This is a genomic window from Paenibacillus thiaminolyticus (assembly GCF_007066085.1).
GTDB lineage: Bacteria > Bacillota > Bacilli > Paenibacillales > Paenibacillaceae > Paenibacillus_B > Paenibacillus_B thiaminolyticus.
Map to the genome: position 1 here is coordinate 4,559,229 of NZ_CP041405.1, position 22,674 is coordinate 4,581,902.

Consider the following 22,674-nt stretch of genomic DNA (forward strand, 5'->3'; position numbering starts at 1 on the left):
AGTAGTGTATCATAGCAGAACAGGTTCGACAAATACATTTATCTCCATGCTGGCGGCCATATTATCGAAACATAATATAACAATCCTTATGTCATATTGGAAGTAAATTCATGTTATCGTGAAATTATGTTCACAGGTAAAAATATCAAGAATGGAGAGGAGCAGGAAATTCATCATTTGCCTGGGGCATCGATAAGCAGCTATTACAGAAGTAAAGTTTATTTTATATGGATTGGGAGATGATTTGATGAAGGCCAAACTAAAACTTCTTACCGCAATGATGATCTTAAGTGTTTCCGTACTACTGCCGACAGGGAATATTTCCGCAGCCGGCGCGGAAGCAATGAACGCGAATAACCAAATCCGTTCGTCCAACTACCAGGCCGTGCAGGTTGTGAATATCGAACAATCGGCGAGAAAAGTAATTCCTAATTATGTCCGCTGGATTCATAACGGGCTGCATCCGAGCGTCAGAGTGGACGTGCTTGACGTGAAACTAATCAATGTGGAAGAACAAGGCGTTGTTCCGGACTTTAAGGTTGAATTGGATCTGGTGCAAAGAGGACCGGAGAAATTGGTCCAAACATTACAGCATGATGCCTTTAATCCTAGTTCTGACAAAGAACTGACGGTATCGCATAATTTTACGCATACCGTGTCCAACGCTTCCACGCTGACGAAATCGATTACCCATAGCCATAAAGCCGGCGCTAAAGCTACTTTCAAAGTAAAAACAAGCTTTTTCGGGAATGAAGCAGAGGTTGGCGGTGAACTGTCGTATGAATATACGAATTCAAATCAAAGCGGGACGTCCGATGCCAAGACGGTAACTTTCTCTACCAACTCCTCCGCATCTGCCAAATTGCCGCCAATGTCCAAGGGAACTTTGATTTCTCATGTGTATGCATCCCCTGCCACTTATAAAATAAAGAGCCAAAGCTACTTCACGGGGGATGTTCAATTCTCTTACATTTTATCCAATGATGCTCCGGGAGCCGTCCGGACGTTGACGGTTCCGCTGCATGATTTATTTTTCCGAGGCGATGAAAGCAACGAGGTTGCGTTTAAAGATAATTTGTGGGCATCTTCTGTATGGGATGCAACGGGCCGACAGACAAAAGCATTGATTTTTGAAGGTCTTTCTTTCTTGACATTAGACGAACAATACCGAACCGAGACCTACTTGAAAGATATTTAAGCGGTTGTAATGTTAAGTTGAATAATATATCTTCAGCGCGCAATGGCCGCCCGGCGAAGAGTCCGGGCGGCCATTGGCGTTCCGGCGGATACGTCCTGCTGCGGATGTTGGCGGAATCAGGAATGAAATCCAAGCTTACATATCCAATACGGAGAGCGTTTGCGGTATGATTATAAAGAATGTTTAAAATGGGAAGGGCGTTCATGCCAGAGCGCTATACTTACGATAAAGCAAGAAGGCAAGGAGAGATGGATATGTCAGGGCACGTGCTGCTTGTTGAAGATGATAGAGAGATTGCGCGCATCGTTCAGGATCATTTGCGAAGACAAGGCTATAAAGTAACGTGGTCCTCCACCGGAGCGGAAGGCTGGGAGGATTATCATACCGGCTCGTTCGATCTAATCCTGGTCGATCTGATGCTGCCGGAGATGGACGGCTATACGCTGTGCCGCAATATCCGCCTCAGCAGCAATGTGCCGCTGCTCATCATTAGCGCCCGCCAGGAGGACGAGAGCAAGGTGCGGGGATTGGAGCTGGGAGCGGATGATTATATTACGAAGCCGTTCAGCTTATCCGAGCTGTCGGCCCGTATCAGCTCGCATCTGCGGCGGTTCCGCCGCTACTCGAATGAAGAGGAGCTGCCCCGTCTCAAAAAGTATGAGGGCGGTCTCGTCATCGACGAGGATCGCCAGCTCGTCACGCTGGAAGAGGAGCCGATTCCCTTGACGGCGAAGGAATGGGCTTTGCTGCAGCTGCTGGCTCAGCATCCGCAGCGCGCCTTTTCCAAGAAGGAATTGTACGAGCAGGTATGGCATCAGGTCAATATCGAGGGCAACAACACGGTATCGGTTCACGTCAAGAGCCTCCGCACCAAGCTGGGAGAGGATATTCGCGAACCGCGGTATATCCAGACGGTCTGGGGAACCGGATACCGCTTCATCGGTGAATTCATGCCATGAAGATCAAGCATTGGCTTATGCTGTGCTTCCTCGTCGTCATGCTCCTGCCAGTCTTGGCCGGATATGTGTTCTATCAGTCCATCCATACGTATGATGAACGCCAAGAGCTGAAGGAATATATCGAAATGACCGGCCGTCTGGCCGAGATCGAGCCGCTGCTGCAGGATGTGTCGTTGTACCGGGTGCAGCCGGACGAACGGTTCGCCGCGCTGCAGCAGGAGGCGAGCGACTCGCTTAAGATTACGCTCTACCGGGTAGACGGCGTCACTGTATTTTCGTCGATGGCCGACAGTCTGACCCCGAAGCTGTACCGGGTTCGGCCTGCGGCACTGTATGAGCATTTGTACGAGATGCGCAAATCCCACCGGGCCTACACGCTCAAAAAACCGGTATTCGATCAGGAGAATCTGGCCGGCTTCTATGAGATTACGATGGTCCGCGATCAATGGCTGGAGGCATTCCAGCACCGGACGCTAATCGTGGCTGGCGGCTGGGTGCTGTTCTTCCTCCTGCTGTACGCGGTGGCGATCTTCGCTATCTACCGCAAGCTGATTCGTCCGATGCAGGGGCTCATGAGACAGATGGCCGCCTTCGCGAACGGCGAGGCCGCGCCGAATCCGGTTCACCGAGCGAAGGATGAGGTGGGAGAGCTTATCGGCCGCTTCCATGAGATGCGCGCCCAGATTGAATGCGCCCGCGAGCATCTCGCGGCAGAACAGCGGGAGCGAGAGTATATGGTGGCCGCCCTATCCCATGATCTGAAGACGCCGCTGACCTCGCTTCGTGCCTATGCCGAGGCCTTGCAGCAGGAAGGGGATCTGTCGGAGGAGGAGAAAAGCGACTATTATGCCGTTCTCTTCGATAAGATTGCGCATATGCGGCGCATGCTGGACAATCTGACGATGTACACGGCGCTGAAATCGTCAGAGAAGCTGGAAGAGCGGGTCGAGGTCGACGGGGATGAGCTGTTCGATATGCTCTTCTCCGGATATGACGGACTGTGCGCTCAGCGCCGCATCCGGCTTGCGGTCGACTCCGCGGTCTCGGGCCCTTACTATATGAACGCCCAGCAAATGATCCGGCTGGTCGATAATCTGATGAGCAATGCCATCCGCTATACGGGGAGCGGACGCTCGATCTGGCTTGGAGCCTATTCGGCGTCTCAGCCGCTGCCGGATTGGATCTTCCCGACGATCATGGACGAGGTGCAGGCTTGGCGAGGGGAGCGCCTGATTCTGCTCGTGCAGAATCAAGGGGCGGCCATTCCGGCCGATCAGCTGGAACGGCTGTTCACTCCTTTCTATCAGCCGGATTCGTCGCGGACGAAGGCGCATGCCGGCAGCTCGGGGCTGGGCCTGAGCATTGCGAAGATGATCGTAGAGAAGCATGACGGGGACATTCGGATATGGTCAGAGGCCTCGTTCGGCACGCTTGTGGCCTGCCGGTTCCGATAATGAGGAGGTTCCGTGTTGATGATAATTCGCATCGGATTATGCATATTGCTCGTTGCCAGCTTCCTGCTAAGCGGGTGTCAGAACAATCTGGGGTTCAACCTGTCTGGGGAGCAGATTGTGGACAAGGTGCTGGAGAGCGGGAAGGAATCGTTCTCTTATTATGGGGAGAGCCTGAGCATCACCTATGAGAACGGGAAGGAAAAAGACAGCTACCTGATGAAGGAATGGCTTGATGGCGAGAGCGATCGGATGCGTCTCGAGGTGACATCGGTGAAGGATAGCACGGTTACGGTGAACGACGGGAGTCAGTTCATCGTATGGGATCAGACGGGGGGCGAAGCCTTCCGCATGTCGGTGCGGGGGGACAGCCCGCCGCTGACGCAGCGTGAGCAGATGAAGCAGATGCTGGAGAAGCTGCAAGCCACGCATGATTTCGAGACGGTGGGCGAGGAAAAGGTCGGCGAGTGGAACACGATTCATTTCAAGGCTATCGCGCGAAAGAAGGATGACCTTTTCCAGCGGATGGAGCTATGGATTGATCCGAAGACGTGGATGATGCTGAAAACCGTGTTCGAAAGCGGGCCGGTTCGTTCAGAGTCAATTTATACGAAGCTGGATATGTCTCCGAACTTCGGCGAGGATACGTTCAAGTTAGATATCCCGGAAGGCATCCCCGTGCTCGATCTGGATCCGTCGATGGAGACGAGGAATGTCACGCTCGCGGAGGCGGAGGAGGCGCTTGGCCGCACCTTCCTGCAGTGTGGGGCGGACGGTGTGAAGCTGATGGAAATCAATATGTATTACTTGCAAGAAAACTTCGATCGGACGGAGTTCTCCCTGAATTATTGGAAGGACGATAAGCCGTATCTGACGCTCAGCGTCTCCACGGCACCGCCGGCAGGAGCGGGCCTGGAACCGGAATACGGGATGGAGATAGTTGAGGTTCGCGGGCAGACGGGGATATACGACGACTCCCTACATACGCTCTGGTGGAATGAGGATGGCCTGCGGTACACCTTAATGCCGGAGATGGACTCCATGACGATGGAACAGATGCTGTCGATTGCCGGGCAGCTCCGATGATAGATGACAGGTTGGGACAAGGAGGAGGATTATGAACGAAGCATCGACCAGAAGGCTCCATCCGGACTTCATGAAGGTGGCCCGCATTCGCGCCTGCGTGGCCCATCTTGTTCTCTTCGCGATGGTCGTCGCGTATGCCATCGTGGCTCATATCCAGGGATGGGTGAAGTATCCGGGCTGGATTGCATTCGTTCTGTTTTTGGTGACGGGCGTATGGTATATTTTCCTCTCGCCCGTGTTGACTTATCGTTATTTTAGCTATGATGTGCGTGAAGAGGAAGTGGAGATTCATTCGGGCATCTTTTTCCGCAAATATGTGCTTGTGCCGATGACCCGTGTGCAGCATGTCGAGAAGGCAAGCGGCCCCGTGCTGCGGAAATTCGATCTGGCCCAGATCTCGATCGTGACCGCGGCTACGACCCATGAGATCCAGGGGTTGAAAGCGGCGGATGCCGAAGGGCTGAAGCAGCGTATCGCCGTCCTCGCCAGGGTGGTAGACGATGAATAAGGGGCAGGAGCATCGCCTTCATCCGCTGTTCATTGTGTTCTCGTTGGTTAAGACGCTGAGGAATCTATGGCCGCTGCTGTTGATCTTGTTCTTCAAAGGAACTCAGCATCCGGAGCGTTATCTTGTCATTGGAGGGGCCGCCTTGCTGCTGTTCCTCGCGGCGGACATCATCAAGTGGCGCCGATTCAGATATCAAGTGGAAGCGGACAAGCTTCTCATCCGTCAAGGGCTGTTCTTCCGCGATGAGAAGACGATCTATTACAGCCGGATTCATTCGGTGCAGGTGGAGCAGCCTTTGCTGCAGCGCCTCTTCGGCATGGCGCAGTTGAAGATCGAGACGCCGGGCGGAAGCGGGGAGTCGGACGGCGTCCTCCCTGCGCTGTCGCAGGAGAGGGCGGAGGAGCTGCGCAGTCTGCTCATGCAGCGCAGCCTAGGGCGCGAGTTGCCGGAGGAAGCCCCGGCGGACGGAAGCAGCGCCGGGTATCGGACGGAAGCGGCCCCAGCGGGGCCGCTTCCCCTCGTCCGCATGTCGGCAGCTCAACTGTTCGTCGGGGCGCTCAGCACGATGAATCCCGGGCTGGTGCTGGCGTTCTTCGCCGGGCTGCTCTCGTTCGCCGATGAGATTGTGAAGCTGCTTATACCGAAGCGAATCTCGGATCAGCTGCTGCATGTCATCGAATCGAGCGTGTCCGGACCGGTATCGCTTGTGGTGATGGGCGCCGGGGCGCTGCTTGGCGCCTGGCTGCTGTCCTCCCTGCTCTATATCGTCAAATATTACGGGTTCACGGCAGAGGAGCGGGACGGAAGCATCGTCATCACATACGGGCTGTTCGAGAAAAAAATGAATGCCATCAAGCCAGAGCGCGTCCAGGCGATCGTCGTGAAGGAGGGGCTGGTCCGGCAGGCGCTGGGCTATGCCGAGATCGAGGTTCGCGTCGTCTCGTCGGACATGAAGGAATCGCTGATGCTGCATCCGTACGTCCCGGTGGGCGACATCCCGGAGCTGCTGTCGCGCTGCCTGCCGGGCTTCGTGCTCGGCTCGGTGCAGCATGGCGCGCCACGGCGGGCCTGGTGGTATTATATCCGCTTCCGCCTGCTGTTCCTCGCGCTTGCCTTCAGTGGCGTATACTGGTTCCTGGGAACCTACGCCTATTGGGTGCTGGCGCTGCTGCCTCCGCTGCTGCTCACCGGCTGGCTGGGCTTCCGCGACGCCGGCGTCGGGCTGCAGGATCGGCAGTTCATTGTGCGGAACCGGATCATCGCGCGCAAGACCTGCTATGTGCTGCGTCCGCAAATTGTCGCCTTGCAGATGGGGCGGACGTATTTTCAGGAGACCAAGCGTCTGATGTCGCTTAAGGCTCATCTGCTGAACGGCAATGATTTCTCGGTTGCCTGCCTGGATGAACAGGACGTGCAAGAGATATGGACGTGGTATCGGCGCAGCAAGAGAATAAGTTAGGAGGGCGGTGCGCCGCTCTTCAGAGACCGGGCGGTTCAAGGATGCCCGGTCTTTTTGCCGTGGGGAAGCGTTTGCCTGTTCGGTTCGCGGTCATTTATTGAGGATGTGGACGAGTATTTGCGCTCCCGCATGTCTCCTGTCCGTACCGTCTGCATCGGCCCAATGCTGGCGGAGCGCTCCGCACGCGAGGTTGGCTGGTGCCGAGTGCCGGTGGACAGCGAGGAATGGGTTCGCGATCCCGAATTATCCGCGTTAATTCGGAGATTCCAAGAGGAGTATGCGGGCTCAGCGAGGTGGAATGGCACCGGACGATCCGGCTATAGCTGCCGCGGGGTGCGGCATTTTTTCTGGGCAAGGAGAGAAATGAAGAGGAAACGTATGGTAGAGTAGTAGATGGATTTGCGGCGAAGAATCGACAGCAATGAACGGGTGTCATCTATTTCTATTTCCAAAGGAGTGCGTTGAGCATGGATAGCAAGCTTGGAATCAAGATCGGCGAGGGCGGCTGCTCTGAGGTGTTCGCCTGGGAGGACGATAGCAAACTCGTCAAGGTAGCCAAAGCCAATACGGACATCGAGGCGATGAGACGGGAATTCCACAATAACCAAATGGCATGGGAGTATGGGCTTCCCGTGGCCCGGCCATATGAGCTGGTGGAGATCGACGGCCGCCCCGGCATCGTGTATGAGCGGATCTATGGGGAATCGATTATGGAGCGTTTTGTGAAGCAGGTGCTGGAGCCAGCTCAAACTGCAAGAACAACCGGCATTCCCGAAGGGGAAAACATCCGTTTCACCGCGCGCGCATTATATGAAATACACCAAGCGGCTATCCAACTGCCATCCTCTCAAAGGAGCACGATGAAATACTCCATTCAAAGTGTGGATTATTTAACTTTGGCCGAGAAAGAGGCGGTTATCGGACTCATGGATGGGCTGCCTCTCAAGCAGCAATTATGTCATGGCGATCCGAATCCCAATAACATATTGATTCGGAATGATGGTAAAGCTGTCGTTATCGATTGGATGAACGCGTCGATCGGGAATCCGGAAGCCGATCTGGCCGAATATATGATTATGATCAGGTATGCGGTCCTGCCATCTGAGCTTCCCAGCAGCATCGCGGAATTTTTGGATCTGATGAGAGATGCGATTATCGATATATTCATGGATGAGTATACGAGGTTATCGGGAATTACCTATGAAGACGTATATCCATGGCTTGTGCCAGTTGCTGCACAAAAGCTATCTGCGGATGCCATTTCGGAGGAAGAGAAGAGCTTATTGGTTCAGGAGATTCGAAGAAGCTTGAAGGAGACGCAGGGAGGAGGCAAGAGTCAATGCTAGAGTACATCAAAAGGATGCGGATCCGTATTGGGCATGATCCGTTGCTGTTATGCGGTGCAAGCATTATTTTGTATAACGCGTCGCAGCAAGTGCTGATGCTCCAAAGATCGGATAATGGATGCTGGTGCTTCCCGGGCGGGGCCATTGAACTTGGGGAGACCACGGAGGATGCGGTGCGAAGGGAACTGTTGGAGGAGACCGGGCTTGCGGTCGAGGAGCTTCGTATTTTCGGAGTGTTTTCGGGAGAAGAGCTGCATTATGTATACCCGAATGGCGATGAGGTATATATTGTCGATGTAGTCTATACAAGCGATCAATTTCGGGGAGAACTAACGATTGATGAAGAAAGCCGGACGTATCAATTTTTTGATATTGCTGAGCTCCCGGCCGAGATTAGCCCGCCAGTCGTGCCTATCGTGGCAGAATTGAAGCGGAGACATGGTATAACCGTCTGATAAGGCTGATGCATATCCTTTGTGTGCCGTCGATCCCCTGTACCTTCCTATCCAAAAAGCGGCTCAATCTCATAATAGTGCTTGACCGCTAACTTGACTAAAAAATATATGGTTGGACATAGATATTGTTTAAGAACGTGTTTTAGCGATCCTGTGATGTTTTAGCGACAAATGAGGTTGAGGAACTTCTCTGAACGACATCATTTTTAGGAGGGAACAACATGGAAGTTTTTTCAGAATATTTAGGGCAGATTGATAACCCGCAGCATCGGGCCCGGATGGAAGAGGTTTTGGCTTGGGTAACTAAGCAATTTCCACATTTAATGCCGAAAATTGCGTGGAATCAGCCTATGTTTACCGATCACGGCACATTTATTATTGGCTTTAGCGTAGCCAAACATCATTTGGCGGTTGGCCCTGAAAGGGCAGGGATTATTCATTTTTCTGATGAAATTGTACAGGCGGGCTATGATCACACCAAGCAGTTGGTACGTATCCCGTGGGATAGTCCGGTTGATTTCTCATTACTTGAGAAAATGATCGAGTTCAATATTTTGGATAAGGCAGACTGTTCAACTTTTTGGCGGAAATAAAAAATAGGATAGTCCTTAGAGGCCAAAAAAGCCAGCCTTGTTTTGGCTGACTCGCAATTAGGCTGTCTTAGTTCAGTAGCAATTAGCTTTTCATTTTCGGATCAAGCGCATCCCGCAGTCCGTCTCCCATTAAATTAAATCCAAGGACAGTCAACATGATGGACAACCCCGGGAATAAGACGGTCCATGGGGCTTGAAGAATGTAGTTGCGGGATTCAGCCAGCATGGTCCCCCACTCGGATGCTGGAGCCTGTGCGCCCAATCCTAGAAATCCCAAGGCGGCACATTCAATGATAGCCGCCGCAATGGCCAGCGTGCCCTGCACAATGATAGGGGCCAGACTGTTCGGAAGAATGTGCTGAAAGATGACTCTGCCGTCTTTCATTCCAATGGCTTTCGCAGCCGCAATATATTCCTCTTCCTTGATAGCCAGCACTCGGGAACGGACTAACCGGCCAAAGGTCGGCACATTGATAATGGCAATGGCAATCAATGCATTGCGTAATGATGGTCCTAATGTCGCCACAATAGCAATCGCTAGTAAAATACTTGGGAAAGCCAGCAATATCTCGAAGAGTCTAGAGATAATCATATCGAGCCATCTTCCGTAATATCCCGCTATCAAGCCGAGAACCGATCCCACTATGATGGACCCCGTCACAGAGACGAAGCCCACCCATAATGACAGCCGGGCGCCATAAATAATCCTGCTCAGTATATCCCGTCCGTATTCGTCCGTGCCGAACCAGTGCTCTGACGATGGAGCCAAATGCTTGTCCGGCAATTTTTGAGAATCATAGGTATAGGGGGCCAGTAAATCCGCAAAAATAGCCAAGAAAATAAAAAAGATGACGATGCCCAATCCGGCAAGGGCGACTTTATTTCTCCGAAAACTTTTCCACCCATCCTTCCATGGCGAGATGGAGGGTTCTTCGTTCATAGGCGGAGCCGCGATCGGCGGGGGATTGCTGACGAGTTGTGCCATGACATTTCCCTCCTATTTATACTTAATTCTCGGATCGATGGCTGCATACAACAAATCGACGAGCAGATTAATCATAATAAAGATGAACGCAATGACTAAAATTCCAGATTGAATCACCGGATAATCGCGGTAATTAATCGCATTGTAAATATAGGTGCCAATTCCCGGCCAACCGAATATGGTCTCCGTTAAAATCGCCCCTCCGAGCAGCATGCCTGTCTGCAGACCGATGACCGTCACAACGGGGATTAACGCGTTTTTCAAAGAATGCTTATACACAACCCAGAACATTCTCATTCCTTTTGCACGAACGGTGCGGATAAAATCGGAACGCATCACCTCAAGCATGGAGGATCTTGTCATGCGGGCGATAATCGCCATGGGAATCGTGGCTAATGCAATACCAGGCAAGATTAAGTGACGGATCACCTCGATAAATTGATCAAATCTTCGATGTAACAACGAATCAATTAAATATAAATTCGTGATTGCCTCCACGGGATCCCGTATATTATCACGCCCGGTCGTCGGCAAAAGATCCCACTTCAGCGCGACGATGTATTGTTCCATCAAGCCAAGCCAAAAAATAGGCATCGATACGCCGATAAGCGCGATAATCATGGCAATATAATCGAACCATGAGTTTTGGAACCAAGCTGAAATAATCCCGGCATTGACACCGACGATAATTGCAATAATCATAGCAATGATGGCAAGTTCAATCGTTGCTGCTAGATAGGGCCAAATTTCCTCTGCGACCGGAGTTCTTGTTTTAATAGATACACCCAAATTTCCTGTAAATAACCCGCCTAAATATTCGAAAAATTGGATGTACCATGGCTGATCTAAGCCTAATTCCTTGGTAAGTGCCGCTACAGAATCCTTTGTCGCCTGCTGGCCGAGAATCAGCTGTGCCGGGTTGCCTGGAATGGCTCGAATCATCATGAACACGATAAACGCCATTCCAAGAAGCACGGGAATTAAGGCTCCCAGCCGTTTCATTGTGAAAGATAACAAATCTGTTCACCTCTTTTTCAAGCTGCTTGTAAAAAATGAGGAGCATGATCCCGCCATACTCCTCATTGTCCATGCGATGATCAGAATGCGCCCAATCCGGGCATCCCTCGCTGCCGATTATTTGATCGATACGTTCGTAAAGGCTTGAGATCCCGTTGGATGCGGGAAAAATCCTTGAATTTCTTTAATCCCTGCTAGCTGAGGTTTGGAGTGAGCCAGTGGAACCCAAGGCGCTTCCTCATGAATAATTTCCTGTGCTTTTTTGTACAGCTCATTACGTTTGTCTTCATCCGGGTTGGATTGCGCTTCGATCAGGATATCATGCACTTCGTCATTGCTGTAACGCGAGTAGTTGTTCGATCCGATATTGTCTTTATCCAATAAGGTATAGATGAAGTTATCCGCATCTCCATTATCCCCGGTCCAGCCAAGCATAAAGGTAGGAGCTTCTCCAGCTTGAACCTTCTCTAAGTAAGTCCCCCAGTCAAACGTTACGATATTTGCTTTAATGTTGACTTCCTTCAAAGCAGCTTGAATCGCTACGGCTACTTTTTGGCCATCCGGCATATAAGGTCTCGCAACAGGCATAGCCCACAGGTCCATTTCGAAGCCGTTCTCCAATCCGGCCGCTTTTAATAATGCTTTTGCTTTCTCAACGCTATATTCATAGTCGACGATATCGTCATTATAACCGCTGACAGATGGCGGCATCGGGTTTTTGGCAGGTTCCGCCGTTCCTTCGTAAAAGTTAGCAATCAAAGCTTCTTTGTTAATGAGATGGCTGATTGCCTGACGGACTTCTTTTTTATCAAAAGGGGCCATTTCCGTATTGAAACCAAAGTAACCTACGTTCATCGACGGTCTTTCGAATATTTGTAATTTGCTGTTTCCTTTGACTTGACCGAGATCGCTAGGGTTTAGGCCATCCATCAAATCAAGCTCGCCTTTCATCAAGGCATTAAGCCGGGCGGAGTTGTCAGCAATGACTTTGAACTTGACGCCGTCTAACTTAGGCAGGCCGGCTTGCCAGTAATCTTCATTCTTAACCAGCTCGATCGTGTCATTTGCTTTCCATGATTTGAACTTGAACGGACCTGTTCCAACCGGGTTTTTCGTGAAATCATCCCCATGTTCCTCTAGGGCATGAGGGCTGGCAATCGCAAACATGGTCATTGCCAAGTTTTTCAAAAATGGCGCTTGCGGACGATTCAATGTGAACACAACGGTATGCTCGGCTTCCGCTTTTACCTCTTTAATGACATGGCCGGGATCTCCTTCAAATCCGCCAAACATGGAAGAATAATAGGCAAATTTTGCTTCGTCTTTACTTTGGGCCCAACGTTGGAAGTTGGTTACGACAGCTTCCGCGTTGAAGTCCGTTCCATCGTGAAACTTTACGCCTTTCCGCAGGTGAAACGTATACGTCAAGCCATCCTCAGTAACTTCCCACTTTTCTGCAAGTCCTGGTTCGATCTCCGTATTTTCTGTTTTATACCTTACAAGTGTTTCATAAATTTGCTGGGTAACAATAAATGTTTCACCTTCTGTGGTGATGGCCGGATCAAGCGCCGTGGAATCTGCTCCTCTTCCATAGATTAATGTTCCGCCGCTTTCCGATTCATTGCCATTACTTTGTGTCCCGTTGTTGCATCCAGCGAGCACAACAGACAGGATTAGCATACAAGTTAATAGTAGCCAACTCATTTTCTTCATAATATCCCCCCATTAGTGTAATCGTTTTCAATTTATGTCTACGCGGACTTGTTCGTATAAGTGACAAGCCACGTAATGACCTGGTTCCATTGCACTTAGCTGCGGGCGGGCAGCCGAACACGGTTCAAATGCCTTCGGACATCGGGTATGAAATGGACACCCCGCAGGCGGGTTAACCGGACTTGGCACATCACCCTCCAGAATAATTCTGTCCCTCCGGAAGGTAACATCCGCAATAGGAACGGCTGATAATAACGCTTGTGTATAGGGATGAAGCGGCTTGTCGTATAAATCTTCCGTATCCGATAATTCCACCAGCTGACCCAAGTACATCACGCCTACCCGATCGCTGATATGGCGAACAACGCCTAAGTCATGCGCGATGAACAGATAGGTGAGCTTATATTCTTGCTGCAGATCCTGAAGAAGATTCAGTACCTGCGACTGGATCGATACGTCCAGCGCGGATACAGGCTCATCGGCGATAATAAGCTTCGGGTGAATAGCAAGTGCCCTTGCTATTCCGATTCGCTGCCGTTGTCCGCCGCTGAACTGGTGAGGGTAACGGGATGCGTGGTAGCTGCTTAGGCCAACGACATCCAATAATTCCTTTACTTTTCGTTGTCGTTCCGACTTGTCCCTTACGCCATGAACAATGAGCGGTTCCTCCAGGATTTTGCCGATCGTATGACGAGGGTTTAAGGAGGCAAAGGGATCTTGAAAGACCATTTGCATGTTCCTGCGCATCTTTCTCAGTTCATTGCCAGACAGCTTCGTAATATCCTGTCCTTCGAAATAAATGCTTCCTTCGCTCGGTTCAAGAAGTCTGAGCAGCATTCTTCCCGTTGTGGACTTTCCGCAGCCGCTCTCTCCGACAAGCCCGAGAGTTTCCCCCTTGTTGATGTGAAAGGATACACCATCCACGGCTTTTACAGCGCCTACTGTTTTCCCCAGAGGGCCTCCTTTTATCGGAAAATGCATTTTCAAATTTTCAACCTGAACTAATGGTTGGGTCATGGATGTTGGCTCCTTTCCCGTCTTCGTATAACCAACAACTCACCTTTTGTCCATTGTCGAAGCTCTGTAATAAGGGTTCTTCACTTACGCATCGTTCCGTTGCATGGGTGCAGCGCGGCGCAAAAGAACAGCCTTGTCTGTGAGATCCCGGCTTCGGAACCTGACCTGGTATCGAATAGAGTCTTTCCTTTTTCACCCGCATGTCTGGAACAGATTGGATGAGACCGATGGTGTATGGATGCTTGGGGTGTTGGAAAATCGTTCGGACATCGCCTTCTTCCACAATCTTGCCGGCATACATAACGACCATTCGCTGGCACATTTCCGCCACAACGCCTAAATCATGCGTAATCATCATAATCGCCGTCTTTGTTTCCTGATTTAGTTTCTTCATCAGCTCGAGGATTTGGGCTTGAATCGTCACATCCAACGCGGTAGTCGGTTCATCTGCGATAAGCAGTTCGGGTTCACACATCATGGCCATGGCGATCATGACCCTCTGCCTCATACCGCCGGAGAGCTGATGCGGATATTCATTGATTAAGGCTTCGGCTCTGCCGAGTCCTACCAGCTTCATCATTTCTATCGCTCTCGCCTTAGCTCGTTTTTTATCTGCTTTTTTATGTATCCTCAGCGATTCGGTTAATTGCTCTCCGATTGTAAATAAAGGGTTCAGGCTGGTCATTGGCTCTTGGAATATCATCGCAATTTGATTACCGCGAATTTTCCGCATCTTCGCTTCCGATAATAGGGGGAGTTTTTCTCCTTTAAAATGAATATCTCCGCTAACTGTTCCAGTCATTGCAGGGATCAGTCCCATAATCGATAAGGATGTTACACTCTTCCCGCATCCGGACTCTCCGACAATCCCCAACACCTCACCGGGATGAATATGAAAACTAACCGAATGGACAACGGGAACGGCACCGTCATCCGTGTGGAAGCTTATACTAAGCTTCTTGGCTTCAATAATTGGAGATACCAAGCATTCTCCTCCTCTTGAACATGTGATTAATGACATCTATGACCTAATTTACATATAATGTCTAATCAACTAATATAATAATATTAAATACCAGATCATGGATCTTTAACTAAATTCAGCGCTACCAATCATTGTTTTAAGGAAGTGAATCATGAAGAATATTCGGGAGCGCCTAAGCAGATTAGGATGTTCTACTCAAGGCGATATTCCAGCCGTTGGCTGGAACATTATCTGATATTCTGTGGGGGACATCGAAGAAGTATTTGCTAGGTTTTTACTTATATTCATAGGATTAATAGTAATTATTGCATTTTTCTGAAAGATTGACAATCTTTATTTTTGATATTTTTAAATTAAATTGTCCGGATCGATCGTATGATTCTGGCACTAGAGGTGAGCGGCGAATTGCTGGAACGTTGTTTCCTGGAAAAATAGTTTGTCATGGGTACAATATTTGGGTTGACATATATATCCAAACAAACTATATTGATAGTGCATAATCACAAAATATGGTAGAGAGGTGTTTAATGAGTATGAAGAAGATTGTTGCTATATCAGTACTGTCGTTATCATTATTGGCTGTTTCATTCTCTGGTGCGTCTACTGTTTTAGCTGCCTCATCTATTCCAAAGTCTCCAATTACCACCCTTGCAAAACAGAAGTTTGTTACTGTTAAGAAATATTATAAAACAGGGGAGTCAATACGTACCCAAATTACTTATGCGGAAAATGGATGGTATGGAAAACTAACCTTAGCCAAACCTCCGGTAGAGATAACGAAAGGACATTGGGAAGCGACTTATAGTGGAACTGTATATTATGACCATGAAAGTTAAATAAAATAACCGGAAGCCCTGGTGAAAAAGAGCTCCGCTAGCCCGCTAGCGGGGCTTTTTTTATGATGAGGACACAGTGACAATAAAAGTTGCGCTTGCCCCATGGATACCACAAGCCCTGCTCCTTCAGCGTTTTTTTAATCCACAGTTTACCCACGGTATATCCACATCTTATCCTCAACTTATCCACATGACAGTTCTGGGGGACAGTTTGGGGACAGACTCAACGCTAATACATAGAATGAAGGGAATCAGATTCCAGGCAGAAAAGAAAGAACCCTTGATATACAAGGGGTTAAAGCATGTAGTACACTGTATTTCAAGCAAAACATCTATGCCCCTTTTCCCCGGAGCAATTATCATGATCACCTAGCAGGTTACCCAGATGTGACTCCCGTAATATAAGCACATAGGTTAAACAGTTCATAGGAGGAAATGAAGGCATGACGACGGAAGTAAGATTGGCCACGATTGACGACGCGGAGGCGCTCTCCAGATTGAATCAAGCCTTTAACGGCGGGGAGCGGCGGCCCGTATCAGAGATTATCGAGAGCATGAACAAGAGCGGCGAATTCATTGCGGTTGCGACCATGAACGGGAAAGTGGCCGGCTTTGCCTGCGCGCAACGTTTTGCATCGTTTTGTTACCGGGAAGCGCAAGGTGAAATTACGGAAATGTATGTGGAACCTTCGGCCCGGAGAAAGGGATTGGCCGTCTCAATGATCTCATTACTCGAGGAAAAGTTGGCAGCGCATGGGGTGAAGAATATAAAGATATTAACAGGCAGCGATAACGATGCCGCCATTAATACCTATGAACGCTGCGGCTATGTACAGGATGATGAGCTTCTTTTGCAAAAAGAGATGTAGGCGGGTTGATAGGGGGACTGGAAATTGACAGAGTGTACATTATTCAGGGATGATTTTGTCATAATCACCGTCCTGGGAAGAAATCTATCACACTGATAGGGAGAGAGGGCAGGATTTTAAAGAGGCGCAGGCAACGTATGAAATCATGTATGAAACATATCAACGGCTTGAATATGAACTGGTGGTCGTACCCAAAGTGGCGGTTGAACAGAGGGTGGAGTTTGTTCTAAAGCATACTCGTTCAGGCTTGACTGGCGTCGACCCCAAGAACGGTAATCGGAAATAGATGAAAGAAAGCCATTTCGAGGGGAAGACTTCTCGATAATGGCTTTTTGTCAACGATGGGGACGATGGCTGAATCATGTGACAGGGTAAGAAATTACGGAACTGCACATACAGATTGCCAAGCAGAGTATCCCTATGCTGATAAACTTTGATATAGTCATCTTCATGGGCTACTTGATAGGCAGAATGGTTATCCCTGTGAAAGGGGACGACATATACAAACTGTTCTTTGGATATCGTTGCCTCCCGAGTCTGGTATGCAATCATGCTGAATGTTCCATTGAGGGGAACAGGTCCGCTGGAATCTCCTTGCCAACCGAACCCTTTTCCTTGAAAGAAAGGCATTGATTCGATATTGCCTTGAAACGATGCGTAATCTTCTAAATAGGCAAGTCTGCCATAGGCTCCTAGAAAAGCATAGGGCAGGTGGTTCAACGTGTCAGGCAACGGGCGCGACCACTCATAGGAACCAATCAGCCTCGCTTCTGTAGGATAGGTTTGCCCGCTGTTATCTTCGATGATTAAATATAATGAAAGCCGATATAGTTCGTTCATTTCCTCTTTCGACAACGAATGAAATCGCTCTTTAGCGATGGGAATTAGTTGATTATGTTTTTCATCATATGAAAAATAAAACTGTTTCCCTGTCGCCCTGGCCGATTGAATATCTAAAGAAGCCCATTCCTTCCTCAAGAAGGGGCTTACCCCATGAAAACTATGGTAAGGATCAAAGGGGGAGGTAAGCTGCTTCTCTTCGATCACATACTGAAATTGATTGTGATAGGATAATATGAATTCATTTACGACATGTTCTTCTTCCATCCTCGGAGCCCGATTGCAGCTAGCCACCAAAATGATCGAGATAAGGAGCAAAGCAACAATAGGCAAGCGCTGCATTCTATCACCTCGCTATCAGTTAAATGGATAATGTTCCTCTCCCTTATCCGACGTTGCCTCGACATAACCTTTATCTATATGTTAATATTCCTCTTTTTTAATAAATCCCTCTTTATTTTACATTTTACGTTATTTTTCATCGCGCTCGATCCGTACAACCGCATTGCCATTCCGTGTACTGGTGGAAGCCGGGCGGGGGGAAGTAGTACGATGTTCCTGTGATAATGGTTCTCATTGTCGAGCGATAGAGATGAAGAAAAGGGGAAGAGGAAAGATGAGGAATATAGCACGTTTTGCGGTTTTACTTTGCGCCATGATGTGGGTGTTGGCTGGATGCGGGAATAGCACTTCACCGGAGGGGGCAGGTAAGGAGCCGGCGGTACAACAGGCTGCGCAGGAGCCACAGCAGACACAGCAGCCGGAAGCGGCGGATAGCGGTTCAGCCGCTTCATTCCCGAGAACCGTGGCGCATTTATCAGGCAAGACGGTGATTGAGGCGAAGCCGATGAAGATTGCGACGCCATATATCGCGTTCGTCGATTATATGGCCGTGCTCGATGCGTATCCGATTGCAGCGCAAGGGGTAGATACGATCGAACGGAACTTCCCGAATCTAAGCCAGCGGATCGCGGGCAAAGATATCATCGATCTCGGGATGGAGGCCGATCTGGAGAGGCTGCTGGCGGTGCAGCCGGATCTGATTATCGCGGCGGATGATATGAAGGATCAGTATGAGCGGTTATCGCAGATCGCGCCTACGGTCATTTTCCCGCAAGCGGATGATTGGAGAACGACGCTGAAGCAGATCGCGGAAGTCATTGGCGAAGAGGAGAAGGCCGAGCAGGTGCTGGCGGAATTCGATCGCAAAAGCGCGGAATACAAGGAGAAGCTGGCATTCCGAAGTGAGGAGCCGGTTCTGTTCACGATGTACAGCGGCAAGGAAATGTTCGTCATGTGGAATGACGGGCGGTTCGATCCTTTTTATAAGGGACTGGGCTTGAAGCCTGTAGAGGGGGCGACGGCCAATGGACAGATCTCGCTGGAAAGCTTGGCTGCGTTCAACCCGGATCATTTGTTCGTCATTAACAACTGGCAGAATCCGATCCAGGGAGGCGTGAAGGAGGCGTTGAAGGACAGCAAGGTGTGGAACAGCATGGATGCGGTGAAGAACAACCGGGTCTATGAATTGACCGATCCGTCCTTGCCCGGGCCGATGGCGCTTGCGAAGATTGACGGCATTGAAGAGATTATGAAGGCGTTGGGCAAGTAACTTCCAGCCAGCCTTTGTTCGGGTTGCAAGAGAGAAAGGGGATGTTCCTCATGGCAGCGGCGCCATGGCCTTTTCTGCTGCGGCTTGTCCGCAAGCAGCGCGTGAAGCTGCTCGCATCCTGCATCAGCTCCGCAGCGAGCGCCGTATTCGCGCTCATTCCATACGTGTTTGTGTTCCGAATTGCGGAACAATTGTTGGAGCCGCCGATCGATTGGGCTTCGGTGCGGCAGTTCATTCTGCTAGCTCTCGTCTCGATTCTGCTTCGGTTCGCTCTGATGGCGGCTTCGACGATGCTGGCGCATGCCGCAGCGTTCCATGTGCTGTATGACCTGCGGGTGCGCTTGATCGAGAAGCTCGGCAAGCTGCCATTGGGCTTCTTCGGCGAGCAGCATTCCGGGCGCGTCAAAAAAGTGGCAGCCGACGATGTCGAGCGGATCGAGGCCTTCATCGCGCATCATCTGCCGGACTTGACCGCTTCGATCGTGGCGCCGCTGTTGACGGCGGCATACTTGTTCAGCGTGGATTGGCGCCTGGCGCTTGCGGCGCTGCTCCCGATTCCGGCCGCTTATGCGGTGCAGGGAATGATGCTGATGCGAGGGAAGCGCTCGACCGATATGAAGCGCATGTATGATCTGTCCGAGGCGATGAACGGGGCGATCGTGGAGTTCATTCATGCGATGCCGGTCATTAAATCATTCAATCAGACGGTGCACTCGTTCGCCCGTTACCGCCATTCAGTGGAGAGCTATGCGTCCCTGTGGTCGCAGATCGCGCGCCGCAAGACGCCATTATATATGTTATTCCTCCTCCTGCTGGAGTCGGGCTTGCTGTTCATTATGCCGCTGGGCGTCTGGATGTACGGACAGCAGTTGATCACGCTTTCGGTATTGGTGCTGTTCCTCCTGCTTGGTGTCGGACTGACCGCTCCGCTGCGCCAGATCTCGACGCTCGGGCATATGATGCAGAACAATATGGAGGGCGTAAGACGCATTCAACAGCTTCTGGAGGAAAAGGAGCAGTCCGAAGGACTGGCGGCTGCGCGGTCCATGCCCGAACGGTTCGATATCGCGTTCCGGCAAGTGCGCTTCGGCTATGAGGAACGTCAGGTGCTAAGAGGCATTGACTTCGTGGCCGAGCACGGGAAGGCGACGGCGCTCGTCGGGCCTTCCGGCGCGGGCAAGTCAACCGCCGCACAGCTCATTGCCCGATTCTACGAGGTGACGGACGGCTCGATCCAGATCGGGGGCATCGATATTCGCTCCATTCCACAGCCGCAATTGATGGACATGATCTCGTTCGTGTTCCAGGACGTCCCGGTGGTGAGTGATACGGTGGCCGCCAATCTGCGGATGGGCAGGGCCGATGCGGAGGAGGGCGAGCTGATTCGCGCCGCGGAAGCCGCACAGGCGCATCAATTTATCGCGGCGCTCCCGGACGGATACGACACGGTGATCGGAGAAGGCGGCGTTCATTTGAGCGGCGGGGAGCGGCAGCGGATCGCGATTGCGCGCGCGATCTTGAAGGACGCGCCCGTGCTTATTCTGGATGAAGCCTTCGCCTTCGCCGATGCGGAAAATGAAGCGAAAATCCAGGAAGCGTTAAGCCGGTTGCTGCAGGATCGAACGGTGATTGTCATCGCCCATCGGCTATCTTCGATTACGGACGCGGATCGCATCGTCGTATTGGAGGACGGCGCCGTCGCAGGACAGGGGACGCATGCCGAGCTGCTTCGGGACTGCCCGTTATACGCGGGATTGTGGAAGGCGCATCGGGAAGCGGAGGAGTGGTCATTGGATGGAGGACAGGAGGGAGCTTATGTTTGACACGATACGCAGGATTACAGGGCGATCCGGGGCATTGTTCACGCGGGCTACCCTCTATACGATTATCGAGATGATCGCGAACGCCGCTCCGATGGGGCTGCTGTTCTTCATGCTGGCCTCGCTGTTCCAAGCAGCGCCGACCGTGGAGCAAATCGTCTGGTGGACCGGGATTCTGCTCATGCTGTTCGCGATCCAGGCGGTATTCGGCAGCCTGGGACAGATCGAGGCGCAGAGCAGGGGGGCCTCGGTGATGAAGGAGGTGCGGCTGCGTCTCGGCGAGCATTTGCGCAAGCTGCCGATGGGCTTTTTTGCCCGACACGATCAGGGAGATATCAGTCATACGCTCCTGACGAACGTCGATGAAGCGGAAATGATCTTGACGCACCTGTTCAATCAGTTCATCGGAGCGGTAACGCTGCCCATCGTGAGCGCCTTGTTCCTGCTGGCCGTCGATTGGCGGTTGGCGCTCGCTGTGCTCGTATCCGTGCCGCTGGCTCTGCCGCTCCTGTTCTGGTCCCAGCGCGTGATGGCGAACCGCAGCAAGCAGCGGCAAGGGGCGGCGGCAGCGGTCAATTCGCGTCTTCTCGAGTATGTGCAGACGATTCGCCTGATGAAGGCGCATAACCAGACAGGCCAGCGGTTCGCGCGCCTGGACCGGGCGATGGCCCGCCTGCGGGATGAGAGCATCCGCGTCGAAGCGCTGACGTCGCCGGTCGTGATGCTATTCTCCATCGTGCTGGAACTGGGCTTCATCCTGCTGCTGCTGACCGGCTGCTATTTGCTCGAAGGCGGGCGCATCGATGCGCCGATGCTGCTAATCTTCCTCGTCATCAGCATGAAGTTCTATCAGCCGCTGCGCGCGGCGGGCGCGTCATTGACGCAGATGAGATATATGGCCTCCGCAGGCGAGCGCATCCAGGGCATTTTTGCCGAGAAGCCGCTGCCCGAGCCGGAGCAGCCGCAGCGTCCGGAGTCTTACAATATCCAGTTCGAAAATGTGAGGTTCTGTCACGGGGAGAACGAGGTGCTGCGCGGCATTCATGTGTATATTCCGGAATGCAGCCTCGTCGCGCTGGTGGGCCCATCCGGCGCGGGCAAATCAACGATAGCCGGCTTAATCTCGCGCTATTGGGATGTCACTGAGGGGGCTGTCAAGATCGGCGGCGTCGATGTCCGGGATATGCGCAGCGAGGAACTGCTGGCGTCCATCAGCATGGTGCAGCAGCAGCCCTATTTGTTCAACGAGACGATCGCCGACAATATTCGGATGGGCAAGCCGGCTGCGACGGACGCGGAAGTGGTGGAAGCAGCGCAAGCGGCGCACTGCCACGAGTTTATTATGAAGCTGCCGATCGGCTACGGCACGATCGCCGGCGAGGGCGGGGCGATGCTGTCCGGCGGCGAGAAGCAGCGGATTGCGATCGCCCGGGCGATGCTGAAGGATGCGCCCATCATTATTCTCGACGAAGCGACGGCCTCGCTCGATCCGGAGAATGAGATGCATCTGCAGCGTGCCATCAGCAAGCTGACACATCGCAAGACGGTGCTCGTCATCGCCCATCGCCTGAAGACGATACGCGGGGCCGATTCGATCATCGTCGTGGAGCAGGGGCGGATCGCAGAGACGGGCACGCATGACGAGCTGCTGGCGCATGGCGGGCTGTATCATCGGTTGTGGCAGGAGCAGCACAAAATCGGGGGCTGGAAGATCGGCGGCGGCCATCGCCCAGCCTGAATGGAAGCGACGGGAAGGACCTGCCGCGGGGAAGAATCGAAGTCGATTACCGGGCAGGCCTTTGTTCGTCGTCGGCTCTAACCTCAGCGATGGGACAACCCGCTGGCCCAATGTCATTAAGTTTAGCTCAAAGACAAGAGCCGAAAACATAGGAATCTGAAACGGCATGGGAAAAGACCCTGTGCCG

General features: G+C 51.6%; 21 protein-coding genes and 1 pseudogene. 16 read left to right on the forward strand and 6 right to left on the reverse strand.

What is annotated here, in order from left to right:
• The first annotated feature begins 247 nt into the window (after window positions 1–247).
• The 10 genes from FLT43_RS20265 (at window position 248) to FLT43_RS20310 (ending at window position 9,055) form a co-directional block, all read left to right on the forward strand.
• Window positions 248–1,198: a hypothetical protein gene (locus tag FLT43_RS20265; RefSeq protein WP_087442862.1), complete on the forward strand. Its 951-nt coding sequence runs from the start codon at window positions 248–250 to the stop codon at window positions 1,196–1,198.
• A 254-nt stretch (window positions 1,199–1,452) separates the two neighbouring features.
• Window positions 1,453–2,157 (forward strand): response regulator transcription factor, encoded by a 705-nt coding sequence (locus FLT43_RS20270; protein ID WP_087442863.1) that lies wholly within the window; start codon window positions 1,453–1,455, stop codon window positions 2,155–2,157.
• A complete protein-coding gene (locus tag FLT43_RS20275; RefSeq protein ID WP_087442864.1) occupies window positions 2,154–3,611 on the forward strand; it encodes a sensor histidine kinase in 1,458 nt (485 codons plus the stop codon). The genes FLT43_RS20270 and FLT43_RS20275 overlap by 4 nt, the downstream gene beginning before the upstream one ends.
• A gap of 18 nt (window positions 3,612–3,629) precedes the next feature.
• The gene (locus FLT43_RS20280) at window positions 3,630–4,694 is read left to right on the forward strand and encodes a LolA family protein (protein ID WP_244194219.1); all 1,065 of its coding nucleotides are present in this window, start codon (window positions 3,630–3,632) and stop codon (window positions 4,692–4,694) included.
• A 31-nt stretch (window positions 4,695–4,725) separates the two neighbouring features.
• Window positions 4,726–5,202 (forward strand): PH domain-containing protein, encoded by a 477-nt coding sequence (locus FLT43_RS20285; RefSeq protein WP_087442866.1) that lies wholly within the window; start codon window positions 4,726–4,728, stop codon window positions 5,200–5,202.
• The gene (locus FLT43_RS20290) at window positions 5,195–6,661 is read left to right on the forward strand and encodes a PH domain-containing protein (protein ID WP_087442867.1); all 1,467 of its coding nucleotides are present in this window, start codon (window positions 5,195–5,197) and stop codon (window positions 6,659–6,661) included. The genes FLT43_RS20285 and FLT43_RS20290 overlap by 8 nt, the downstream gene beginning before the upstream one ends.
• Window positions 6,662–6,715: 54 nt before the next feature.
• Window positions 6,716–7,051, forward strand: a complete 336-nt coding sequence (locus FLT43_RS20295; RefSeq protein WP_127510947.1) for a hypothetical protein — start codon at window positions 6,716–6,718, stop codon at window positions 7,049–7,051.
• Between the two features lie 77 nt (window positions 7,052–7,128).
• Window positions 7,129–8,007 carry a phosphotransferase family protein gene (locus FLT43_RS20300; protein WP_087442868.1) on the forward strand — a complete coding sequence of 293 codons (879 nt, stop codon included), beginning with the start codon at window positions 7,129–7,131 and terminating at the stop codon, window positions 8,005–8,007.
• A complete protein-coding gene (locus tag FLT43_RS20305) occupies window positions 8,001–8,462 on the forward strand; it encodes an NUDIX hydrolase (protein WP_087442869.1) in 462 nt (153 codons plus the stop codon). Before FLT43_RS20300 ends, FLT43_RS20305 begins: the two co-directional genes overlap by 7 nt.
• A 221-nt stretch (window positions 8,463–8,683) precedes the next feature.
• Entirely contained in the window at window positions 8,684–9,055 is a 372-nt protein-coding gene (locus FLT43_RS20310; protein ID WP_087442870.1) for an iron chaperone, read from the forward strand.
• A gap of 82 nt (window positions 9,056–9,137) precedes the next feature.
• On the opposite strand, the gene FLT43_RS20315 is transcribed toward FLT43_RS20310, so the two are convergent.
• The 5 genes from FLT43_RS20315 to FLT43_RS20335 form a co-directional block, all read right to left on the reverse strand.
• Entirely contained in the window at window positions 9,138–10,040 is a 903-nt protein-coding gene (locus tag FLT43_RS20315) for an ABC transporter permease (RefSeq protein WP_087442871.1), read from the reverse strand.
• Between the two features lie 12 nt (window positions 10,041–10,052).
• Window positions 10,053–11,057, reverse strand: a complete 1,005-nt coding sequence (locus FLT43_RS20320) for an ABC transporter permease (RefSeq protein WP_087442872.1) — start codon at window positions 11,055–11,057, stop codon at window positions 10,053–10,055.
• A 117-nt stretch (window positions 11,058–11,174) separates the two neighbouring features.
• The gene (locus tag FLT43_RS20325) at window positions 11,175–12,770 is read right to left on the reverse strand and encodes an ABC transporter substrate-binding protein (RefSeq protein WP_087442873.1); all 1,596 of its coding nucleotides are present in this window, start codon (window positions 12,768–12,770) and stop codon (window positions 11,175–11,177) included.
• Between the two features lie 27 nt (window positions 12,771–12,797).
• On the reverse strand, window positions 12,798–13,787 hold the full coding sequence (locus tag FLT43_RS20330; protein ID WP_087442874.1) for an ABC transporter ATP-binding protein: 990 nt from the start codon (window positions 13,785–13,787) through the stop codon (window positions 12,798–12,800).
• Window positions 13,762–14,772 carry an ABC transporter ATP-binding protein gene (locus tag FLT43_RS20335; RefSeq protein WP_087442875.1) on the reverse strand — a complete coding sequence of 337 codons (1,011 nt, stop codon included), beginning with the start codon at window positions 14,770–14,772 and terminating at the stop codon, window positions 13,762–13,764. The genes FLT43_RS20330 and FLT43_RS20335 overlap by 26 nt, the downstream gene beginning before the upstream one ends.
• Before the next feature lie 533 nt (window positions 14,773–15,305).
• Here FLT43_RS20335 and FLT43_RS20340 point away from each other — a divergent pair.
• The 3 genes and pseudogenes from FLT43_RS20340 to FLT43_RS30260 all read left to right on the forward strand — a co-directional run.
• Complete coding sequence (locus tag FLT43_RS20340) at window positions 15,306–15,608, forward strand: hypothetical protein (protein ID WP_127510948.1); 303 nt, start codon at window positions 15,306–15,308, stop codon at window positions 15,606–15,608.
• 443 nt (window positions 15,609–16,051) lie between these two features.
• Window positions 16,052–16,477 carry a GNAT family N-acetyltransferase gene (locus FLT43_RS20345; protein WP_087442876.1) on the forward strand — a complete coding sequence of 142 codons (426 nt, stop codon included), beginning with the start codon at window positions 16,052–16,054 and terminating at the stop codon, window positions 16,475–16,477.
• Between the two features lie 82 nt (window positions 16,478–16,559).
• Window positions 16,560–16,631 (forward strand): annotated as a pseudogene (locus tag FLT43_RS30260) (ATPase); the annotation flags it as partial.
• 5 nt (window positions 16,632–16,636) lie between these two features.
• Here the strand turns inward: FLT43_RS30260 and FLT43_RS30265 are convergent.
• Window positions 16,637–17,659 (reverse strand): hypothetical protein, encoded by a 1,023-nt coding sequence (locus FLT43_RS30265; protein ID WP_244194214.1) that lies wholly within the window; start codon window positions 17,657–17,659, stop codon window positions 16,637–16,639.
• A 274-nt stretch (window positions 17,660–17,933) separates the two neighbouring features.
• Between FLT43_RS30265 and FLT43_RS20355 the strand changes: the two genes are divergently transcribed.
• Genes FLT43_RS20355 through FLT43_RS20365 form a run of 3 tightly spaced genes read left to right on the forward strand, consistent with a single transcriptional unit; the run spans window position 17,934 to window position 22,487 of the window.
• A complete protein-coding gene (locus FLT43_RS20355) occupies window positions 17,934–18,929 on the forward strand; it encodes an ABC transporter substrate-binding protein (protein WP_244194215.1) in 996 nt (331 codons plus the stop codon).
• A gap of 50 nt (window positions 18,930–18,979) precedes the next feature.
• Window positions 18,980–20,752, forward strand: a complete 1,773-nt coding sequence (locus FLT43_RS20360) for an ABC transporter ATP-binding protein (protein WP_244194216.1) — start codon at window positions 18,980–18,982, stop codon at window positions 20,750–20,752.
• Complete coding sequence (locus FLT43_RS20365; RefSeq protein ID WP_087442886.1) at window positions 20,745–22,487, forward strand: ABC transporter ATP-binding protein; 1,743 nt, start codon at window positions 20,745–20,747, stop codon at window positions 22,485–22,487. Before FLT43_RS20360 ends, FLT43_RS20365 begins: the two co-directional genes overlap by 8 nt.
• Window positions 22,488–22,674: the final 187 nt, after the last annotated feature.

Bases quoted from the DNA above. Each gene is read 5' to 3' on its own strand.
- FLT43_RS20265 (WP_087442862.1), top strand. From the start codon at position 248: ATGAAGGCCAAACTAAAACTTCTTACCGCAATGATGATCTTAAGTGTT.
- FLT43_RS20270 (WP_087442863.1), top strand. From the start codon at position 1,453: ATGTCAGGGCACGTGCTGCTTGTTGAAGATGATAGAGAGATTGCGCGC.
- FLT43_RS20275 (WP_087442864.1), top strand. From the start codon at position 2,154: ATGAAGATCAAGCATTGGCTTATGCTGTGCTTCCTCGTCGTCATGCTC.
- FLT43_RS20280 (WP_244194219.1), top strand. From the start codon at position 3,630: ATGATAATTCGCATCGGATTATGCATATTGCTCGTTGCCAGCTTCCTG.
- FLT43_RS20285 (WP_087442866.1), top strand. From the start codon at position 4,726: ATGAACGAAGCATCGACCAGAAGGCTCCATCCGGACTTCATGAAGGTG.
- FLT43_RS20290 (WP_087442867.1), top strand. From the start codon at position 5,195: ATGAATAAGGGGCAGGAGCATCGCCTTCATCCGCTGTTCATTGTGTTC.
- FLT43_RS20300 (WP_087442868.1), top strand. From the start codon at position 7,129: ATGGATAGCAAGCTTGGAATCAAGATCGGCGAGGGCGGCTGCTCTGAG.
- FLT43_RS20305 (WP_087442869.1), top strand. From the start codon at position 8,001: ATGCTAGAGTACATCAAAAGGATGCGGATCCGTATTGGGCATGATCCG.
- FLT43_RS20310 (WP_087442870.1), top strand. From the start codon at position 8,684: ATGGAAGTTTTTTCAGAATATTTAGGGCAGATTGATAACCCGCAGCAT.
- FLT43_RS20315 (WP_087442871.1), bottom strand. From the start codon at position 10,040: ATGGCACAACTCGTCAGCAATCCCCCGCCGATCGCGGCTCCGCCTATG.
- FLT43_RS20325 (WP_087442873.1), bottom strand. From the start codon at position 12,770: ATGAAGAAAATGAGTTGGCTACTATTAACTTGTATGCTAATCCTGTCT.
- FLT43_RS20330 (WP_087442874.1), bottom strand. From the start codon at position 13,787: ATGACCCAACCATTAGTTCAGGTTGAAAATTTGAAAATGCATTTTCCG.
- FLT43_RS20340 (WP_127510948.1), top strand. From the start codon at position 15,306: ATGAAGAAGATTGTTGCTATATCAGTACTGTCGTTATCATTATTGGCT.
- FLT43_RS20345 (WP_087442876.1), top strand. From the start codon at position 16,052: ATGACGACGGAAGTAAGATTGGCCACGATTGACGACGCGGAGGCGCTC.
- FLT43_RS30265 (WP_244194214.1), bottom strand. From the start codon at position 17,659: ATGCAGCGCTTGCCTATTGTTGCTTTGCTCCTTATCTCGATCATTTTG.
- FLT43_RS20355 (WP_244194215.1), top strand. From the start codon at position 17,934: ATGAGGAATATAGCACGTTTTGCGGTTTTACTTTGCGCCATGATGTGG.
- FLT43_RS20360 (WP_244194216.1), top strand. From the start codon at position 18,980: ATGGCAGCGGCGCCATGGCCTTTTCTGCTGCGGCTTGTCCGCAAGCAG.
- FLT43_RS20365 (WP_087442886.1), top strand. From the start codon at position 20,745: ATGTTTGACACGATACGCAGGATTACAGGGCGATCCGGGGCATTGTTC.